This is a genomic window from Vreelandella sp. H-I2, assembly GCF_052959335.1.
Genome location: NZ_JBRAMC010000009.1, coordinates 40267 through 57824 on the forward strand (window position 1 = coordinate 40267; position 17558 = coordinate 57824).

Genomic DNA, 17558 nt, shown 5'->3' on the forward strand with positions numbered 1-17558 from the left:
GACATGGCATGCAGCAACTGAATCCTTCCGAGATCAGCGACATCATCAAGCAGCGAATTGAAAAGCTTGACGTCGCATCCGAAGCCCATAATCAGGGCACCATCGTCACTGTTTCCGACGGTATCGTGAAAATTCACGGCCTCGAAGACGCGATGTTCGGTGAAATGATTGAATTCCCCAACAGCATCTTTGGCATGGTACTGAACCTGGAGCGCGACTCCGTAGGTGCCGTGGTATTGGGTGACTACCTGCTGCTTGAAGAGGGCATGACCGCCAAGTGTACCGGTCGTATTCTCGAAGTGCCGGTGGGGCCTGAGCTGATTGGCCGTGTCGTCGATGCGCTGGGTAACCCCATCGATGGGAAAGGCGACATCAACACCACCATGACGGACGCCGTAGAGAAAGTGGCGCCGGGCGTTATCACCCGTCAATCCGTTGATGAACCGATTCAAACCGGTCTGAAATCAATCGACGCGATGGTGCCGATCGGCCGTGGTCAGCGTGAGTTGATTATCGGTGATCGCCAGATTGGTAAGTCAGCCATTGCCATTGATGCGATCATCAACCAGAAAGGCAAAGGCGTGACCTGTGTCTATGTTGCCATTGGTCAGAAGCAGTCGACCATTGCCAACATAGTACGCAAGCTGGAACAACATGGCGCCATGGAACACACCATTGTAGTGGCTGCCGGTGCTGCTGATCCTGCTCCGATGCAGTTCCTCGCACCCTACTCTGGCTGCACCATGGGCGAATACTTCCGCGACCGCGGCGAGAATTCGCTGATTGTGTATGACGACCTTTCCAAGCAGGCCGTTGCCTATCGTCAGGTATCGCTGCTGCTGCGTCGTCCGCCTGGCCGTGAAGCCTATCCTGGTGACGTGTTCTATCTCCACTCGCGTCTTCTGGAGCGTGCTGCGCGCGTTAACGTCGACTACGTTGAGAAGTTCACCAATGGTGAAGTGAAAGGCAAAACCGGTTCCTTGACCGCCCTGCCAATCATCGAAACCCAGGGTGGCGACGTTTCTGCGTTCGTTCCGACCAACGTGATTTCGATCACCGATGGTCAGATCTTCCTGGAAACCAGCCTGTTTAACTCCGGTATTCGTCCGGCGATTAACGCGGGTCTGTCGGTTTCGCGTGTAGGTGGTTCGGCACAGACCAAAATCATCAAAAAACTAGGCGGTAGTGTACGTCTGGCGTTGGCTCAGTACCGTGAACTGGCGGCGTTCTCGCAGTTTGCGTCTGACCTTGATGAAGCCACACGTAAGCAGCTTGAGCACGGTCAGCGTGTTACTGAGCTGATGAAACAGAATCAGTATTCGCCGATGTCGGTAGCGGAAATGGCGCTCTCTCTATATGCCGCCAACGAAGGTTACCTGGATGATGTTGACGTGAACAAAGTGTTGGACTTTGAGCGTGCTCTGCACGATTACATGAAGTCTGAACACGCTGATCTGCTCGACAAGATCAACCAGACCGGTGACTACAACGGTGAGATTCAAGACAGCCTGAAGTCGGGTCTCGAGAAGTTCAAGGCGACTCAGAGCTGGTAATGTCTGGCCCGCCTGTGATGGGCGGGTTTGCATGCTTTCTGAGAGCCACGAACGAAGGGTAGATCGCTATGGCAGCTGCAAAAGAGATACGCTCCCAAATTGGGAGCATTAAAAATACGCAGAAGATCACCAGCGCCATGGAAATGGTAGCTGCATCGAAAATGCGTAAAGCGCAAGATCTGATGAGAGCTAGTCAGCCTTACGCTAAGCAGATCCGTAATGTGGTTGGCCACCTTGCCAACGCGAACCCCGAATACAAGCACGACTACATGGTCGAGCGTAGCGAGGTTAAGCGTGTAGGTTACATTGTGGTATCCACAGACCGTGGCCTGTGCGGTGGTTTGAACCACAACCTATTCAAAGCCTTACTAAAAGAATCCGTAGGCTGGAAGCAGCAGGGCGTGGAGCAGGATTTTTGCGCCCTGGGCGCCAAGGCCAGCAACTTTTTCCGCAGCTACGGTGGCAATTTGGTGGCGGCGAAGAGCGGTTTAGGCGAAACCCCAACGGTTGAGGCGTTGATTGGCAGCATCAAGGTCATGCTCGAAGCGTACGATGAAGGACGTCTTGACCGGGTTTACGTGGTGCACAATGAGTTTGTGAATACCATGACGCAAAAGCCAGTGGTTCGTCAGCTTCTTCCGCTGTCGTCTGATATAGGCGAAGACACTGAGCAAGACGAAGAAAACGCCCGTCCCGGAAGCTGGGACTACCTGTATGAACCGGATGCCAAGGCGTTGCTTGATAGCCTGCTGGTTCGTTTCATCGAATCGCAGGTGTATCAGGCGGTAGTGGAAAACGGCGCTTGTGAACAAGCTGCCCGAATGATCGCTATGAAAAGTGCCACTGACAACGCAGGCGGCCTGATCGACGATCTGGAGATGGTTTATAACAAGGCTCGTCAGGCCGCCATCACCCAGGAAATTTCTGAGATCGTCGGCGGTGCAGCTGCCGTATAACGCCTAGGGAGCCATCATTGCTAGCGGGCTCCCGGCAGACAGGTTTCATTTGCAGGTTTTAGAGAGGAACCAAGATGAGCGGACGTATCGTACAAATCATCGGCGCGGTGATTGACGTAGAGTTTCCGCGGGACTCTGTGCCCAAGGTCTACGACGCGCTGAAGGTCTCTGATGTAGAGACTATCCTCGAAGTCCAGCAGCAGCTGGGTGACGGCGTGGTGCGCACTATTGCCATGGGCTCCACTGAGGGCTTGAAGCGTGGCATGGAAACGACCAGCACAGGTACCGCTATTTCCGTACCGGTAGGTAAGGAAACGCTGGGCCGTATTATGAACGTACTCGGCGAGCCGATTGATGAAGCAGGACCAATCGGCGAGCAAGAGCGCATGCCGATCCACCGTAAAGCACCGAGCTATGCCGACCAAGCAGCGTCTAACGAGCTGCTGGAAACCGGCATCAAAGTTATCGACTTGGTCTGCCCGTTTGCTAAGGGTGGTAAAGTTGGTCTGTTCGGCGGCGCCGGTGTCGGTAAAACCGTTAACATGATGGAACTTATCCGTAACATCGCCACCGAGCACAGCGGCTACTCTGTATTTGCCGGTGTAGGTGAGCGTACACGTGAGGGTAACGACTTCTATCATGAAATGACTGAATCCAACGTTATCGATAAGGTATCGCTGGTTTACGGTCAGATGAACGAGCCCCCAGGTAACCGTTTGCGGGTTGCATTGACCGGTCTGACTATCGCTGAGAAATTCCGTGATGAAGGCCGCGATGTTCTGCTATTCGTTGATAACATCTACCGCTACACCCTGGCCGGCACCGAAGTATCAGCCCTGCTGGGTCGTATGCCATCAGCAGTAGGTTACCAGCCGACACTCGCTGAAGAGATGGGCGTTCTGCAAGAGCGTATTACCTCGACGAAGACCGGTTCAATCACCTCCGTACAGGCCGTTTACGTCCCTGCGGATGACTTGACCGATCCATCGCCAGCGACCACCTTCGCGCACCTGGACGCTACCGTGGTATTAGCGCGCTCTATCGCCGAATTGGGTATCTACCCGGCGATCGACCCGCTCGATTCCACCTCGCGCCAGTTGGACCCGCTGGTGGTCGGTGAAGAACACTATGCGACTGCTCGCGGTGTGCAGAACGTTCTTCAGCGCTACAAGGAACTCAAGGATATTATCGCCATTCTGGGTATGGATGAGCTGTCTGATGAAGACAAGCAGGCCGTTTCCCGGGCGCGTAAAATCCAGCGCTTCTTGTCGCAGCCGTTCTTCGTTGCTGAGGTATTCACCGGTTCACCAGGTAAGTATGTTTCATTGAAAGACACGATCAGTGGCTTCCAGGGCATCCTTGCGGGTGAATACGACGATATGCCGGAACAGGCCTTCTACATGGTCGGTTCAATCGACGAAGCTGTCGAGAAAGCCAACCAGATGAAGAAGTAATCCCGTCCATTAGGGGGATTCGCTATGGCGAATAGCTTTACTTGCAATATCGTCAGCGCTGAAGCATCCATCTTCTCAGGTACTGTTGAGCAGGTGATTGCTTCCGGGATTATGGGTGACCTAGGCGTTTTGCCGGGTCATGCTCCGCTGCTGACCGAGCTTCAGCCGGGTCCGGTTCGCGTGATCTATGATGGTGGCGCAGAAGAAAATTTCTACGTCACGGGCGGTTTCATGGAAGTTCAGCCGGATGTCGTGACGATTCTGGCCGATTCTGCATCGCGTGCCAGCGACCTCAATGAGGCTGCTGCCGAAGAAGCGCGTCAGCAAGCGCTGAAAGCCTTTAATGAGAAATCATCGGAGCTCGATTATACCCGAGCTGCCGCTGAACTTGCCGAAGCCGTTGCTCAGCTGCGAACGATCCAGCAGCTGCGTAAAAAGGCGGGTAAAGGCTAACTCTCACGCGCTTGGCGTGCATCCAACGCCCCTTAAACCCGCTAAAGAGGGTTTAAGGGGCGTTTTTTTTGTCTGGTAATATAGTTAGTTGGCAGTAAGTCAGCAGCACGTCGTTTGTTAGCGTGAAGGAGAGAGCCATGGCACTGAATGATGAAAGCCTACAGGAATTAAAAGCCGAACTGCTCGATGAGTTGGCCAAGGAAGTGCCTAGTAAATCAGTACTCTCTTTGCGCTTAGCCGAAACCCGCTCAGCGGATATCGGTGAAGTGCTCGAAGAGATGATCGAGGATGATGAAGAACTGTCTGCTGCGCTCACGCTGCTGGATATCCTTTCTGCAGAGCGCGCCGCTAACGTGCTGGGCTATTTGCCTGGTGAAAGCCAGCTTGAGGTAGTCAGGGAGCTGGACGACAGTCAGGTACTCAAGTTGCTGGAAGAGATGGGCTCGGACGAACGTGCCGACTTGTTTAATCTACTCAGCGAAGACCGCCGTGAGGCGTTATTACGTCGCATGGCCCACCGCGAGCGCGAAGATCTAAAGCGGCTTGCCAGTTACGAAGAGGGTACTGCAGGCGCCATCATGACCTCTGACTATGTCTCCATAGCCAGTGGCATGACGGTGTCGCAAGCGATGATGCGGGTACGCCAGACGGCCCCCGATGCGGAAACGGTTTACCAGCTGTATATCCTGGATAGCGACGGTGAACTGATTGGTACCATGTCATTACGCCAACTGATGGTGGCGCGTCCGGGTGCCATTGTAGATGACATTATGATCAAAGATGTTATCAGCACCCGGGTCGATAACGCCCAGGAAGATGTCGCCCGAATTGTGGCGAAGTACGACCTGTTAGCGCTGCCGGTGATTGATGCCGATGACCGCATGGTCGGCATTGTCACCCACGATGATGCAATGGATGTCGCTGAGTCCGAGGCAACAGAGGATTTCCATAAAGGGATGTCGATTGGTCAACTGGAGGATGGCGTTAGCCGTGTGCCGCTCTGGAGCCTTTACCGTAAACGGGTGTTTTGGCTGGTTTTGCTGGTCTTCGCCAACTTGTTTTCGGGCGCTGGGATTGCCTATTTTGAAGAGACCATTGCTGCTCAGGTAGCGCTGGTCTTCTTTTTACCGCTGCTGATCGGCAGTGGCGGTAACGCCGGGGCCCAGGCAGCCACGCTGATGGTGCGCGGTATGGCGACCGGAGACGTGGGTGTCAAAGATTGGGGCAAACTACTGGGCCGCGAGCTACTTGTCGCCGGGTCGCTGGGTATCACAATGGCCATCGCGGTAACGCCGATTGGCATTATGCGCGGGGGGGAGGCGCTGGCGATGGTGGTTGCCTTTAGCATGGTCACTATTGTGCTATTCGGTAGCCTGCTGGGGATGTGCCTGCCGTTTGTATTAGAGCGCTTTAAGGTCGACCCTGCCACGGCCTCGGCACCGCTGGTGACCACGCTTATTGATGCTTCTGGGGTCGTGATCTACTTCAGCATAGCGACGCTGTTGCTCTCATAAAGTCCATGCTTGTCCTTAAAAGCTCGAAGCCCTAGCGCATAGAGCTGCTGGCGGCGCGGGTTATAAACAGCACTTCCACGTGACCCAGCCATTCGATATCGCTAGCCAGCGCTTTTAACTGGCTAGCGAGGCACTGGGGCGGTTGATGTACCGCATCAGCAATGATCAGCGATACCGAGACCTTATCATCCAGATAGTGTAGCTGTAGCTCATTCAGCGTGCGCCACACCGGATGCTTATACCAACGCGCATCCAGGGCAGCCTCCACTTCAGGCCGCAGTGGTAGCCCAGGCAGGCGGCTGGGATCGCCCGCACCAGCATCGTCTTCCGGGTCAACGTGAAAAATCACATCGGTAAGCGCGGGGAATTCATGGCGCAGGCGGCGGCTGACTTCATTACCAATTTCATGGGCTTCGGAGACGGTAATTTTAGGTCCCACCACCACGTGCAAATCGACCATCACCCAACCAGCTGACTGGCGCGTACGCAGGTCGTGAACGCTATCCACCCCCGGCACGCTGCAGGCCACATCGTGCATTTGATTTTGTACGTCGACCGGCAGCGCGGTATCGACCAGCTCTCGCGCTGATTCCCACAGCAGATCCAACCCCACTTTACCGACCAATAACCCGACGATGATGGCAGCGACGGCATCCAGCCAACCCAAACCAAACTGGGCGCCGACTAATGCCACCAGTACCACGGCAGTGGATAAGGCATCGCTGCGCGAGTGCCACGCGTTAGCTTCGAGTAACTTGGACTTTACCCGCTTGGCAACCCGCATGGTGTAGCGAAAAATCCACTCTTTGCTAAATAGCGCGATCACTGTAATGACGATCGCCAGCATGCCAGGTGCATTAACATCGGTACCGCTAATCAGACGATCAATACTAGACCAGGCAATGCCGCCCGCTACGAAGATCAGTACGCTGCCCAACAGTAGGGTGGTAAGGGTTTCGATTCTGCCATGACCGTAGTGGTGATCTTTATCGGGTTCCTGACGCCCGTAATGAATCGCCGCCAGGACAAAACCGTCGGTGACTAAATCTGATAGAGAGTGAATACCGTCGGCGATCAACGCCGCTGAACCGACCATAAAACCAATGGTGACTTTGACGATACTTAGCAATGCATCCAGCCACGCGCCTATATAGGTGACACGCTTGGCCTCTTGGCTAAGTCGCTCTTGGTCGTGAACCACTGGCGTTTCGATGGTCTGAGTCATGGGTACCTTACAAGGACGCACGCTTTCATTAGTGGCCTATTGTAGCGCACTACGCTTGTCCCTCTACAGTCTCAACTTCTTTCGGCCGTTAAAACGCTGCTTTTTAACGTTAATGCCGGTAAGAGCGGACAAAAAAATTGCGGATGTGTATCCTTAAGCGTCTTTACAAACGAACACATTAATTTTTACACACAGGATTACCTATGGATTGGCTACAGGTGGTGGTGTTGGCGGTTGTGCAAGGGATATCAGAATTTTTACCCGTTTCCAGCTCTGCCCACCTGATCTTGGTGCCTGTGCTGACAGATTGGCAAGATCAAGGCTTAGCCTTTGATGTGGCACTGCATTTAGGCAGCCTCTCAGCGGTCATTATCTATTTCCGCCGGGAAATTTGGCAGATGGTTATCAATAGCCTAGCCGCGATCAGCGGGAAAGGCGTGAATGAAGATGCGCGCTTGGCATTTTGGGTGACGTTAGCGACCATTCCCGTGGGGTTAGTGGGTTTACTACTGCACGATATTATTTCGCACTACATGCGTTCTACGTTGATTATCGGCATCAGCTTAATTGCTTTCGGGCTGTTGTTGGGCTATGCCGATTGGCGTATGCGGGGAACACGTAGTGAATACCAACTACGTTTAAAGGATGTGCTGATCATAGGTGGTGCCCAGGCGCTGGCGCTAATACCAGGCACGTCGCGTTCGGGTATCACCATTACGGCGGCCTTGATGGTGGGGATGAGCCGAGAAGGGGCCGCTCGCTTCTCGTTTCTACTGTCGATTCCGGTCATTGTGCTGGCAGGCGGGTTAGAAGCCGTGGGGCTTTTTAATACGCAGCAGTCGATAGATTGGGTCGCAATGTTAGTCGGTACGTTACTGTCGGGTATTAGTGCATATTTGTGCATCCATTATTTCTTGGTAATTATCCAAAAAATAGGCATGCAGCCCTTTGTTATTTATCGGGTGCTGTTCGGCGCCTGGCTGCTATGGTTCTTTCATTTCTAGGGCTTCATTCTTAAAGCTTTATTTTTTTAAGGCAAAGCAGCTATGGAAAAGACTGTTAGAAACAAGTCTGGTGGGTATATGCATGGTGGGAGTATGGTCAGGAGAAGAAGCTTATTAATAGTCGCTATGCTGGGCTTACTAATAGGTATCGCAGGCTGTTCAGAGAACGACCGCCCGCTGGAACCTCCCGTGCGCTTTGAGGGAAATATATTTGGTACCTTTTATCAGGTGACCATTATGGATCCGCTCACTCAGGGTGAGTCCCTTGAGTTGAAAGAGGGTTTTTTGGCAGAGCTGGAGAGCGTTGACCAGTCGATGTCCACTTACCGCGACGATTCCGAACTAATCGCCTTTAACGAGGCGCCTTTAGAAGAGTGGCAGCCACTCTCCAATGAACTCATAGAGGTATTGGCGATCAGCCAGACAGTCGCTGAAGCCAGCCACGGTGCCTTTGATATTACCGTTGGCGACTTGGTTAATCTATGGAGTTTCGGGCCTGGCGCAAGGCCAGAAGAAGCGCCTTCTGATAGCGCTCTGGCCCAGCAACTTGCTCAGGTAGGCTTTGATGCGGTAGAGGTCGATACTCAAAATATGCAGGCACGCCGTACCCGCGATGTGTTTGTCGACCTTTCCGGTGTGGCCAAAGGTCATGGAACTGACCGAGTCGCTGCTTACCTAGAGCAGCAAGGGCTGGAGCACTACTTAGTCAATATTGGCGGAGAACTAATCGCCCGCGGCCTGCGTGATGAGGAAGAACAAACGCCCTGGCAGATTGGCATTGAGGTGCCTGAAGATGGGCAGCAGCGTGCCCAGCATATTATTCCGCTAGAGAGCATGTCGGTGGCCACCTCAGGCGATTATCGCAACTATTTTGAAGTAGAGGGAGAGCGTTTCTCCCATACCATTGATCCGCGTACTGGGCGGCCAGTGACTCACCAAGTTGCTTCGGTGTCTATTTTTCATCCTTCAAACGCTTGGGCAGATGCTTGGGCAACAGCGCTGTTGGTAGTGGGCGAACAAGACGCTATGCAGATGGCTATTGAGCACAATCTCAAGGCACTTTTGCTCGTTCGTGAAGGCGAACAGTGGCGCAGCATCGCCACACCAGAATTCGTTAATTATTTTGGTGAAACGCTGGTTAATGAGTTAGGCATTGAACAATTACCCGCTCCTTCATCGCCAACCGCCATCCCGCAAACGACCATGCCCGCCGAACAACCGGTAACAGGGGAATAATATGCAAGAACTGGATATCGTCATTCTCGCAGCAGGTAAAGGTACCCGCATGCGTTCCCAAATTCCCAAAGTGCTGCATACCTTGGCTGGCAAACCCATGGTGCAGCATGTACTGGATACAGCCTCAGGGCTGCAGCCGGATCGCACCCATGTAGTGATAGGCCATGGGGCTGAGCAGTTGCGCGAGGCGTTGGCAGAAAATGCTGTTCAATTTGCTGTTCAGACTGAACAGAAGGGCACCGGGCATGCGGTAGCTCAAGCGCTTGAGCAGTTGGGCAGCGGCAAGGTGTTAATCCTATACGGCGACGTACCGCTATTGAGGCGGGAATCGCTACTCGAGCTGTTGGCCCAAGTAGATGAGCAGCATATGGGGCTGTTAACGGTCACGCTAGAGGATCCTGCGGGCTATGGACGGATAGTGCGCAATGACGCAGACGATGCAGTGGCAATAGTTGAGCAGAAAGATGCCAGCAGCGCACAACTTGCGATCAGCGAATGTAATACCGGTATTATGGCGATGACCAGTGCCCAACTGAAACGCTGGTTACCGCAGCTCTCCGCAGAAAATGCGCAGGGCGAGTACTACCTTACCGATGTGATTGCCATGGCTGCAGATGAGGGAATTAAAGTATGTACAGCCCAACCGGCCACCGCGGTAGAAGTGGAAGGGGTCAATAATCGAGCGCAAATGGCTCGACTCGAACGCGCTTACCAACAGCAGTATGCCGATAAATTGATGGCAGAGGGAGTGGCGCTTGCCGACCCCGCACGCTTGGATGTTCGCGGACGTTTGAGCTGCGGTCATGATGTCTTTATCGATGTAGGCTGCGTCTTTGAAGGTGAGGTCGAGCTTGGCGAAGGCGTGCGTATTGGCCCCTACTGCGTGATCAAAAACAGCACCATTGGCGCAGAAAGCGTAATCGATACCCACAGTGTGATAGAAGGTACGGTCGCGGCCGGCCTAAATCAGATAGGCCCTTTTGCAAGGCTACGCCCTGGAACACGGTTGGCGATAAAAGCCAAGGTAGGCAATTTTGTTGAAACCAAAAATGCCGATGTAGGTGAAGGCAGTAAAATTAATCACCTAAGTTACGTAGGTGATGCACGCTTAGGGCGTGACGTGAATGTGGGCGCAGGCACGATTACCTGTAACTACGATGGTGCCAATAAACACCAAACAAACATTGGTGATAACGCCTTTATCGGCTCTAATACAGCCTTGGTTGCGCCTGTCTCGGTAGGCAAAGGTGCTACGGTGGGGGCTGGTTCAACGATTGCTAAAGACGTCACCGACTGCGCCTTGGCAGTAACGCGCAGTCGCCAGATAGAAAAAATTGACTGGCTGCGCCCCAGTAAAGAGACGAAGCCTAGTACTTAAAACTGTATATCTATTCTCACTGTAGGCCTGCCACGTAACCCAGCCAAAAGCGTGGCAGTGTAATGATAAACACACCAAACTTTATGCGTAGTTAAACTAATAAAAAAGCCTTTACAAGATGCGGCAATACGTCGCATCTTATGCGCAACCGTTGCGTTGCAGCATTTCGTTAGGGTGCTTATGATCGTGGCGGTCTTTCTCCCCCCTGATTGGATAATATCACCATGAAACCACCAAACGCCCTCGTAACTCGGCATGTCGCTCGCCGGGTCGCTTGGTTGTTGCTCGCCTGCTCGCTTTTTCTACTCCCATCTCTCTCTTATGCTGCCGCCGGGCCACTTGATCTTACCCTCACGCTAACCGGTATCTCTTCTGTCGTGATCTTCGTGCTCGCCTACGCGTTGGTGATGAGTGAAGAGTTACTGCACATGCGTAAGTCTAAGCCTGTATTGGTCGCCGCAGGCCTTATCTGGGCACTTGTGGCCTGGGTCTATGTACAAGCGGGCATGCCGGAAGAGGCAGAAACCGCCTTCCGCGAAACGCTGCTTGAATACGCCGAGCTACTGCTGTTTTTGCTGGTCGCGATGACTTATATCAATGCCATGGAAGAGCGCCGCGTGTTTGATGCGTTGCGTTCTTGGCTCGTGCGCAAAGGCTTCAGCTATCGCAGCCTGTTCTGGATCACAGGGGTGATGGCGTTTGGTATTTCGTCGATCGCCAACAATATGACCACTGCCATGTTGATGTGTGCCGTAGTGCTCAAAGTGGCCGAAGGCGATAACAAGTTTATCGGCCTGTGCTGTGTGAACGTGGTGGTGGCATCCAACGCTGGAGGTGCGTTCAGCCCGTTTGGCGATATCACCACCCTGATGGTGTGGCAGGCGGGCCAAGTACCGTTCGAAGGTTTCTTCGCGCTGCTGATTCCTGCGATAGTCAATTTCATGGTGCCTGCGGTGATCATGAATTTCTTTATCGCGAATCGCCAGCCAGCGGCTTTACAAGAGAATGTTTGGCTCAAGCGAGGTGCCCGGCGGATTATCGTGCTGTTTTTGATCACCGTCGCTATTTCAGTGCTGTGCCACTCGATCCTTTACTTACCGCCTGCCATGGGCATGATGTTTGGCCTAGGCCTGCTGCAGTTCTTTGGTTACTACCTGCGCCGCAGCCTGCCGCGCTCGCTGGAACGCAAGCGCGAGCGCTACTCGCGCCGGGGCGATTGGAAAAAACTTGAGCAGCTCGGTAGCGTGGTGCCGTTTGATATTTTCAGCCGTATTGCGCGCTCCGAGTGGGATACGCTGCTGTTCTTCTACGGGGTGGTAATGTGTGTGGGTGGCCTTGGCTTTATGGGCTATCTCAGCCTGCTCTCTGAAACGCTTTACGGCAGCTGGAATCCCGTGTGGGCGAACGTGGTGTTGGGTCTTATTTCGGCGGTAGTGGATAACATTCCGGTCATGTTTGCGGTACTTTCCATGGCCCCAGATATGTCGGAAGGTAACTGGCTGTTGGTGACGCTGACGGCAGGCGTGGGCGGCAGTTTGCTTTCGATGGGCTCCGCTGCAGGCGTCGCTCTGATGGGCCAAGCGCGCGGGATCTATACCTTTGCCGTGCACCTGCGCTGGATGCCGGCCATTTTATTAGGCTATGCGGCGAGTATCGCCACGCACCTGTGGATTAATGCGTCGATGTTTTAAACACCTTCTTCTAAATTAGAACGCCCTTCACTGAGAAATCGGTGAGGGGCGTTTTTATTTAAAGGCCTACCAAATTTTTTTAAAGGCTTATCAACGCTGAAACGTTATAAGTCGTGGCCGGTTATGACCTGGCAAATATCGGCGAAACTCTTTGCCATAGGTACTGGGTTAGCTTCTTTACCCACCGCGCTCTGTATATCGCTTGTGGAGATAATGCCGCGAATTCTAAGCTCGTGGTTATCGTTTTGCTCAGTGATTAATAGGTGCTGATCGGTAACCGTGTCTATCGACAACACTAAATCTTCAATAGTCAGTGACGCTAGCTGTGCAACGGGCATGGCGCTGAGCTTGTGCCATGGTGTCATCACCATTTCAGCCGTGACTTCCGCACGCGTGAGATTACGCTGCTGCATGGCTAGGTTAATTCGCCGAGTGCCAATGACTTCTTTCGAGGTTATAACGCCAATACAGTGGGCCTGTTTATCCATGACAAACAGCAAACGAACGCCACCATAACGCATCTTAAGGTGCGCCTCGTCGATGGGCGTCTCGGCACCTACAGATTGAGGTACTACCTGAGAAAAATCGGTAAGCACGGTCATCGCAGGGCTAGTGGGCAGCAGACGCCGCGGTGCAGGCATGGCTAGTAGCGGCGTTGAGCTTAGTTGAATTAATGGCTTAGGTGAAAAGGTTACTTGGTTCATCGGGGACCTCCATGTGGAGAAAAGGAGAGCCGTTGTTGTCTGGCTCACCATGCAACCCCACAGTTGCATGCAATTCTTACCGCAACCTTAAGAGACCCATAAAACGCGAGTGTACAAAGAACAGGCGTATTATTTAGATTCTTCCTTTGGGCGCTGTAGAGCAACTTGTACGCGTAATCCCCCGTTGGGGGCATCATCAAGCTGTAGCGTGCCGTTATGGCGCATAGCTAGCCGCTCAACGATAGAAAGCCCTAGCCCTGAACCAGCGCTAGGGCCTGCTCGCTGAAAGCGCTCTATTACTTTTTTGCGCTCATTGATCGGTATGCCGGGGCCCTGATCATCCACTATTAATTGAAAGTAGTGTGGCGTCGTCGCTAGCGTAATGCTGATCACGCTCTGATTCGGCGAGTGCTGAATAGCATTACCCACCAGATTTTGTACCAGGGTTTCAATAGCGCCTGGCTCTTCCAACAGCAACCAATTTGCCTGTTCATCAGCGTTTAGCAGCAACTGCTGTTCACGTTCAGCAGCCAATGGCGAAATTTTGGCCAACATCTCACGCACTTCACTCAGTAGGTTGGTGGTGCGGTACTCAGGTTGTGACTCCTCTTCAGGCTCCAGGCGAGCAAGCGTTAACAGCTGGGTAACCAAACGGGTGCCCCGTGCGACGCCATCGCGCAGGTGGTTGAGAGCCTCTTGGCGATCTTTAACATTGTCAGCGGTCAGTGCATTCTGGGCGTGTAGGTCAAGTACCGCTAAAGGGGTGCGCAGTTCATGGGCGGCGTCGGCAATAAAGCGTTTCTCGCGCACGCGCATTATCCGGATACGTTCTAACAGGCGGTTAAGCGCTCCGGCAATAGTGGCTAATTCTCGGGGTAGTGGGTTAAGCGTTAAGGGCTGCAAATTATGTGGATCACGACTGCGTATTTGCTCGGCCACACGCGAGAGAGGGGCTAGCCCCCAACCGATAGACCACCATAGCAGCATGGTAAGTAGCGGCAGGCCAATCAAGTCGGGCATCAATGTACGCAGTGCAACCGCGCTTATAATGTCGCCGCGCATATCTTCACGCTCGCTGACCACAATTCGCTGAGCGGTGCCTGTTACTTCAAGTACATAAAGGCGCCATTCGTACCCATCGATAAGCTGACTAGTGAACCCGTGAGGGGGATTGATTAGCGGCGACACGGGGGCGTTGGCTGAGCGCAGAAGGAGGCTGTCCCCTTCCCATAACTGAAATCCCAACTGGCTATCTTCTTGTTGTCCTGCCAAGCGTCGATCAGATTTCGTCGTATTCGCATCCCCTAAGGCGTTTTCAAGGCTATTGAGTAATACACTACGCGATTCCTCCGGCAGCGGGGCTTGCAATAAGCCCTCTAATAAACGTGCGTTTTGCTCAAGGCTGGCATCGTACAACGCTTCAATTTCATGGGCAGCGTAGCGATAGCTGATAAAGCCAATCATCAGCATGCTAATTCCAAACACCAACAGCGCCAGCCCTAGCGTTCGTTGGCGAATGGAACTCATGAGTGCCTGTCCTGATCCGCTTTATCCATGACGTAACCAATGCCGCGCAACGTGCGAATTAGGTCAGGAAAGAATTTTCGTCGTAGGTGGTGCACATGTACTTCAATAGTGTTGCTTTCGACGTCCTCGTCCCAGCCATAAACCAAGCGCGTTAACGTATCGCGGGTGAACACTCGTCCAGGGTGGCTCATAAACTCTTGCAGTAATGTCAGTTCACGACGTGATAACACCACGGGTTGACCGTGGTAACTAACACGCATGGTTAGCGGGTCTAGGTGAATACCGCGACACTCCAGGGCACTATTTACCTGGTCACTACTGCGGCGCAACAGGGCACGCAGGCGTGCTTTTAATTCAGCGACTTCAAACGGCTTGGTTAAGTAGTCGTCTGCACCTGCGTCTAACCCGGCGATACGTTCATCGACGGCATCCCTAGCGGTTAATACCAAAATGGGTACGCGATTGCCCTGCCGTCGAACGGCTTCCAACACTTGCATGCCATCCATGCGTGGCAGCCCCAGATCTAAAATAACCGCATCAAAGGGCTCGCCCTCCTTTAATGCAGCCAAGGCGGTAACGCCATCGCTAAGGTGGTCCACCGTGAAGTGTTCGGGTTTTAATGCCAAGCGAATGCCCGCGGCCAAGCTGGGATCATCTTCGACTAGCAATATACGCATGGCAGGGTGCTCACTCCTATGGGGCTGCTGTCGCTTGGTACTTAAACCGTTAGACATTGAAAAAGTAGCATTAGAAGGGTCAGACCGTCAGGATGGGCGGTAGGTTAATAACGTAGCATGCTTTATCACTGCTTCGGAGTCTCGTCATTGGTTAAAGCGCATCAGCATCCTTTAAACTCCTTATCTGCTATTCCCTGCCCGCCAAGCCAGCGGCGCGAAGCATTGCTCTACTTAGCAGCAGCGCATGATTCTGCATTACAGTCATCGCTCAGTAGTGCTTTGAAAACAATGACGAACGCACCAGAAGAAGCCTGGGAAGGATTGTGGGTAAGTTACACGGCTGGGCGACTGTGTGGCGCCATCTGGGTGCAGTGCTTACCCAGACAAATGGCCCAATTATGGTTGCCGTTACCCAGCGTAGCGGCTGAACATACCCACGCGCTGTTGCGTGCGGCATACCAATGGGTAACAACGCAGAATATGCGCCTTTGCCACCTGACGCTATCGTCCCAGGCTACTGAAACAGAAGCACTGTTGAGTGAGCACGGCATGCAGCGCTTGGTCTGCTTGGAACATTTAACTGGCAGCAGTCACCGCCGTTTAGCAATGAATGAAACGAGACCATTGTCACTGCAGCCGTTTGCTGCGTTAACTCAAACGCAACAGTTGGCCCTTTTGGCCGCCGTGGGACACGATTCGCTGGATAGCCGTGCTCTGCGTAACGTACTCTCAGAGAATGAGTTATTAGTCGGCTTTTATCAGCAGGCTCCCCAAGCGCCTCAACATTGGTACGCCGTGGGTTATCAAGGCGTTACCGTGGGCGTTCTGTTGATGGCTCCCCGTCAGGACTTAGAGCGCTGGGAGCTTATGTTAATGGGGCTGACGCCTGACTGGCGTGGTAAAGGCTTAGGCCGCTCGCTGTTAAATAAAGCTCTGGAGCTTGCCCAACAGGCAGGAGCGCCTGACGTTGTGCTGGCGGTTGATGACGTCAATCTACCGGCCAAACGGCTGTACCAGCAGGCTGGTTTTGTGCGCTATGCACAGCAGCATTTATTAGCATGGAAAGGGATGGAGCAAGGGGCGAAGCATTAAGAGAAGGCCTAAATAGCAGCCATTAGTGACATAGGCGCGCTTAGTAGCATTTTCTTGCGCTTTGCGTTGCCGTTATACTAGCACCAATACGCATGTCTTGGCGTCTCGGCGGTGCATCGTTGATGTTGGCGCTGCCGCGCACAGGGGTTGAGGGAAAACGTTTGATGACAATACTCAAGAGGTGGTGAGAGTGAAAGCTAAGCTGATCATGAGTGGGCTGGCGGCCCTCGGCGTCATGGCGGGCACAACAGGTGCTTACGCTCAGGACGCAGCACGTGATGCGATTGCCGAGCGTTTAGCGCCGGTAGGTCAACTCTGTTTACAGGGCCAAGACTGTGGAACGGCGGCGGCACCAGCAGGCGATAGCGCTAGCAGTGGCGGTGATATCGATGGTGAAGGTATCTACGGCAATGTATGTAGTGCCTGTCACGAATCCGGCGCTGCGGGTGCGCCTGTTCGCGGTAACGAAGAAGCTTGGGCTGAGCGTACCGAGCAAGGCTTTGCCACGCTGTTAGAGCATGCTATTAACGGTATTGGCGCAATGCCCCCTAAAGGTGGCAATCCTAACCTCTCTGATGAAGAGGTTGAAGCCGCGGTAGCGCACTTGGTCGAGCCGGTAATGGACGTGCCTGAGTTAGGCGGCGGCGATGAAGCCGCTTCAGAAGAGGCAGCATCTGAAGAGGAAACTGCGGAACAGACTGCAGCCGCTGAAGATGGCGCTGCCTCTGAAGAGGGTGCTACTGCTGAGCAAGAAGTGGCGGCAAGCGAAGACGCCGCTAGTGAAGAAGAGGCGTCCACAAGTGACGAAGCAGCGAGTGGTGGAAGCGACCTGGACGGTGAAGCGCTTTACGCAAGCTCTGGTTGTGCGGTGTGCCACGATAATGGCGTTGCCGGTGCACCGACCAAAGGTGATTCTGAAGCCTGGGCGGCGCGTTTGGAAAAAGGCGCGGACGAGCTGTATGCCAGTGCCATTAACGGCATTGGCGCGATGCCTCCCAAAGGCGGCAACCCCAACCTCGCTGACGAAGAAGTGATGGCTGTCGTCGACTACTTAATGGCCGAAGCCGAGTAAATCGACTCTTAACGGCGCAGTT

The 17558-nt window shown here is 53.5% G+C and carries 15 protein-coding genes; 11 read left to right on the forward strand and 4 right to left on the reverse strand.

Features of this window, described 5'->3' with window-relative positions; genetic code table 11:
- Nucleotides 1-8 precede the first annotated feature (8 nt).
- The 5 genes from atpA (at nt 9) to mgtE (ending at nt 5930) form a co-directional block, all read left to right on the forward strand.
- The gene (gene atpA / locus ACUVOF_RS19740; RefSeq protein WP_447045967.1) at nt 9-1553 is read left to right on the forward strand and encodes a F0F1 ATP synthase subunit alpha; all 1545 of its coding nucleotides are present in this window, start codon (nt 9-11) and stop codon (nt 1551-1553) included.
- A gap of 68 nt (nt 1554-1621) precedes the next feature.
- Nucleotides 1622-2509 carry a F0F1 ATP synthase subunit gamma gene (gene atpG / locus ACUVOF_RS19745; RefSeq protein WP_447045968.1) on the forward strand — a complete coding sequence of 296 codons (888 nt, stop codon included), beginning with the start codon at nt 1622-1624 and terminating at the stop codon, nt 2507-2509.
- Nucleotides 2510-2583: 74 nt separating this feature from the next.
- On the forward strand, nt 2584-3963 hold the full coding sequence (gene atpD / locus ACUVOF_RS19750; RefSeq protein ID WP_113270194.1) for a F0F1 ATP synthase subunit beta: 1380 nt from the start codon (nt 2584-2586) through the stop codon (nt 3961-3963).
- A 24-nt stretch (nt 3964-3987) separates the two neighbouring features.
- On the forward strand, nt 3988-4416 hold the full coding sequence (locus ACUVOF_RS19755; protein ID WP_447045969.1) for a F0F1 ATP synthase subunit epsilon: 429 nt from the start codon (nt 3988-3990) through the stop codon (nt 4414-4416).
- Nucleotides 4417-4553: 137 nt separating this feature from the next.
- The gene (gene mgtE / locus ACUVOF_RS19760; RefSeq protein WP_113270192.1) at nt 4554-5930 is read left to right on the forward strand and encodes a magnesium transporter; all 1377 of its coding nucleotides are present in this window, start codon (nt 4554-4556) and stop codon (nt 5928-5930) included.
- Nucleotides 5931-5961: 31 nt separating this feature from the next.
- Here mgtE and ACUVOF_RS19765 read toward each other — a convergent pair whose 3' ends face one another.
- On the reverse strand, nt 5962-7155 hold the full coding sequence (locus ACUVOF_RS19765) for a cation diffusion facilitator family transporter (protein WP_113270191.1): 1194 nt from the start codon (nt 7153-7155) through the stop codon (nt 5962-5964).
- A gap of 203 nt (nt 7156-7358) precedes the next feature.
- On the opposite strand from ACUVOF_RS19765, the gene ACUVOF_RS19770 reads away from it, so the two are divergent.
- The 4 genes from ACUVOF_RS19770 to nhaD all read left to right on the forward strand — a co-directional run bounded on the left by ACUVOF_RS19770 (nt 7359) and on the right by nhaD (nt 12464).
- Entirely contained in the window at nt 7359-8159 is an 801-nt protein-coding gene (locus ACUVOF_RS19770) for an undecaprenyl-diphosphate phosphatase (RefSeq protein WP_447045970.1), read from the forward strand.
- Between the two features lie 93 nt (nt 8160-8252).
- A complete protein-coding gene (locus ACUVOF_RS19775) occupies nt 8253-9395 on the forward strand; it encodes an FAD:protein FMN transferase (protein ID WP_447045971.1) in 1143 nt (380 codons plus the stop codon).
- A gap of 1 nt (nt 9396) precedes the next feature.
- Nucleotides 9397-10773, forward strand: coding sequence for a bifunctional UDP-N-acetylglucosamine diphosphorylase/glucosamine-1-phosphate N-acetyltransferase GlmU (gene glmU, locus ACUVOF_RS19780; protein WP_447045972.1), 1377 nt, complete (start codon nt 9397-9399; stop codon nt 10771-10773).
- Nucleotides 10774-10997: 224 nt separating this feature from the next.
- Nucleotides 10998-12464 (forward strand): sodium:proton antiporter NhaD, encoded by a 1467-nt coding sequence (gene nhaD, locus ACUVOF_RS19785; protein WP_447045973.1) that lies wholly within the window; start codon nt 10998-11000, stop codon nt 12462-12464.
- 104 nt (nt 12465-12568) lie between these two features.
- Here nhaD and ACUVOF_RS19790 read toward each other — a convergent pair whose 3' ends face one another.
- The 3 genes from ACUVOF_RS19790 to ACUVOF_RS19800 form a co-directional block, all read right to left on the reverse strand.
- The gene (locus ACUVOF_RS19790) at nt 12569-13168 is read right to left on the reverse strand and encodes a CBS domain-containing protein (protein WP_447045974.1); all 600 of its coding nucleotides are present in this window, start codon (nt 13166-13168) and stop codon (nt 12569-12571) included.
- 129 nt (nt 13169-13297) lie between these two features.
- Entirely contained in the window at nt 13298-14695 is a 1398-nt protein-coding gene (locus tag ACUVOF_RS19795) for an ATP-binding protein (RefSeq protein WP_447045975.1), read from the reverse strand.
- Entirely contained in the window at nt 14692-15372 is a 681-nt protein-coding gene (locus ACUVOF_RS19800) for a response regulator transcription factor (protein WP_447045976.1), read from the reverse strand. The genes ACUVOF_RS19795 and ACUVOF_RS19800 overlap by 4 nt, the downstream gene beginning before the upstream one ends.
- 288 nt (nt 15373-15660) lie before the next feature.
- Here ACUVOF_RS19800 and ACUVOF_RS19805 point away from each other — a divergent pair, with 288 nt between their 5' ends.
- Complete coding sequence (locus tag ACUVOF_RS19805) at nt 15661-16464, forward strand: GNAT family N-acetyltransferase (RefSeq protein WP_447045977.1); 804 nt, start codon at nt 15661-15663, stop codon at nt 16462-16464.
- 190 nt (nt 16465-16654) lie between these two features.
- Nucleotides 16655-17536 carry a c-type cytochrome gene (locus ACUVOF_RS19810; RefSeq protein ID WP_447045978.1) on the forward strand — a complete coding sequence of 294 codons (882 nt, stop codon included), beginning with the start codon at nt 16655-16657 and terminating at the stop codon, nt 17534-17536.
- Nucleotides 17537-17558: the final 22 nt, after the last annotated feature.

Excerpts from the sequence above, each read along its gene's own strand:
- atpA (WP_447045967.1), top strand. The coding sequence starts at position 9 with ATGCAGCAACTGAATCCTTCCGAGATCAGCGACATCATCAAGCAGCGA.
- atpG (WP_447045968.1), top strand. The coding sequence starts at position 1,622 with ATGGCAGCTGCAAAAGAGATACGCTCCCAAATTGGGAGCATTAAAAAT.
- atpD (WP_113270194.1), top strand. The coding sequence starts at position 2,584 with ATGAGCGGACGTATCGTACAAATCATCGGCGCGGTGATTGACGTAGAG.
- ACUVOF_RS19755 (WP_447045969.1), top strand. The coding sequence starts at position 3,988 with ATGGCGAATAGCTTTACTTGCAATATCGTCAGCGCTGAAGCATCCATC.
- mgtE (WP_113270192.1), top strand. The coding sequence starts at position 4,554 with ATGGCACTGAATGATGAAAGCCTACAGGAATTAAAAGCCGAACTGCTC.
- ACUVOF_RS19765 (WP_113270191.1), bottom strand. The coding sequence starts at position 7,155 with ATGACTCAGACCATCGAAACGCCAGTGGTTCACGACCAAGAGCGACTT.
- ACUVOF_RS19770 (WP_447045970.1), top strand. The coding sequence starts at position 7,359 with ATGGATTGGCTACAGGTGGTGGTGTTGGCGGTTGTGCAAGGGATATCA.
- ACUVOF_RS19775 (WP_447045971.1), top strand. The coding sequence starts at position 8,253 with ATGGTCAGGAGAAGAAGCTTATTAATAGTCGCTATGCTGGGCTTACTA.
- glmU (WP_447045972.1), top strand. The coding sequence starts at position 9,397 with ATGCAAGAACTGGATATCGTCATTCTCGCAGCAGGTAAAGGTACCCGC.
- nhaD (WP_447045973.1), top strand. The coding sequence starts at position 10,998 with ATGAAACCACCAAACGCCCTCGTAACTCGGCATGTCGCTCGCCGGGTC.
- ACUVOF_RS19790 (WP_447045974.1), bottom strand. The coding sequence starts at position 13,168 with ATGAACCAAGTAACCTTTTCACCTAAGCCATTAATTCAACTAAGCTCA.
- ACUVOF_RS19795 (WP_447045975.1), bottom strand. The coding sequence starts at position 14,695 with ATGAGTTCCATTCGCCAACGAACGCTAGGGCTGGCGCTGTTGGTGTTT.
- ACUVOF_RS19800 (WP_447045976.1), bottom strand. The coding sequence starts at position 15,372 with ATGCGTATATTGCTAGTCGAAGATGATCCCAGCTTGGCCGCGGGCATT.
- ACUVOF_RS19805 (WP_447045977.1), top strand. The coding sequence starts at position 15,661 with ATGACGAACGCACCAGAAGAAGCCTGGGAAGGATTGTGGGTAAGTTAC.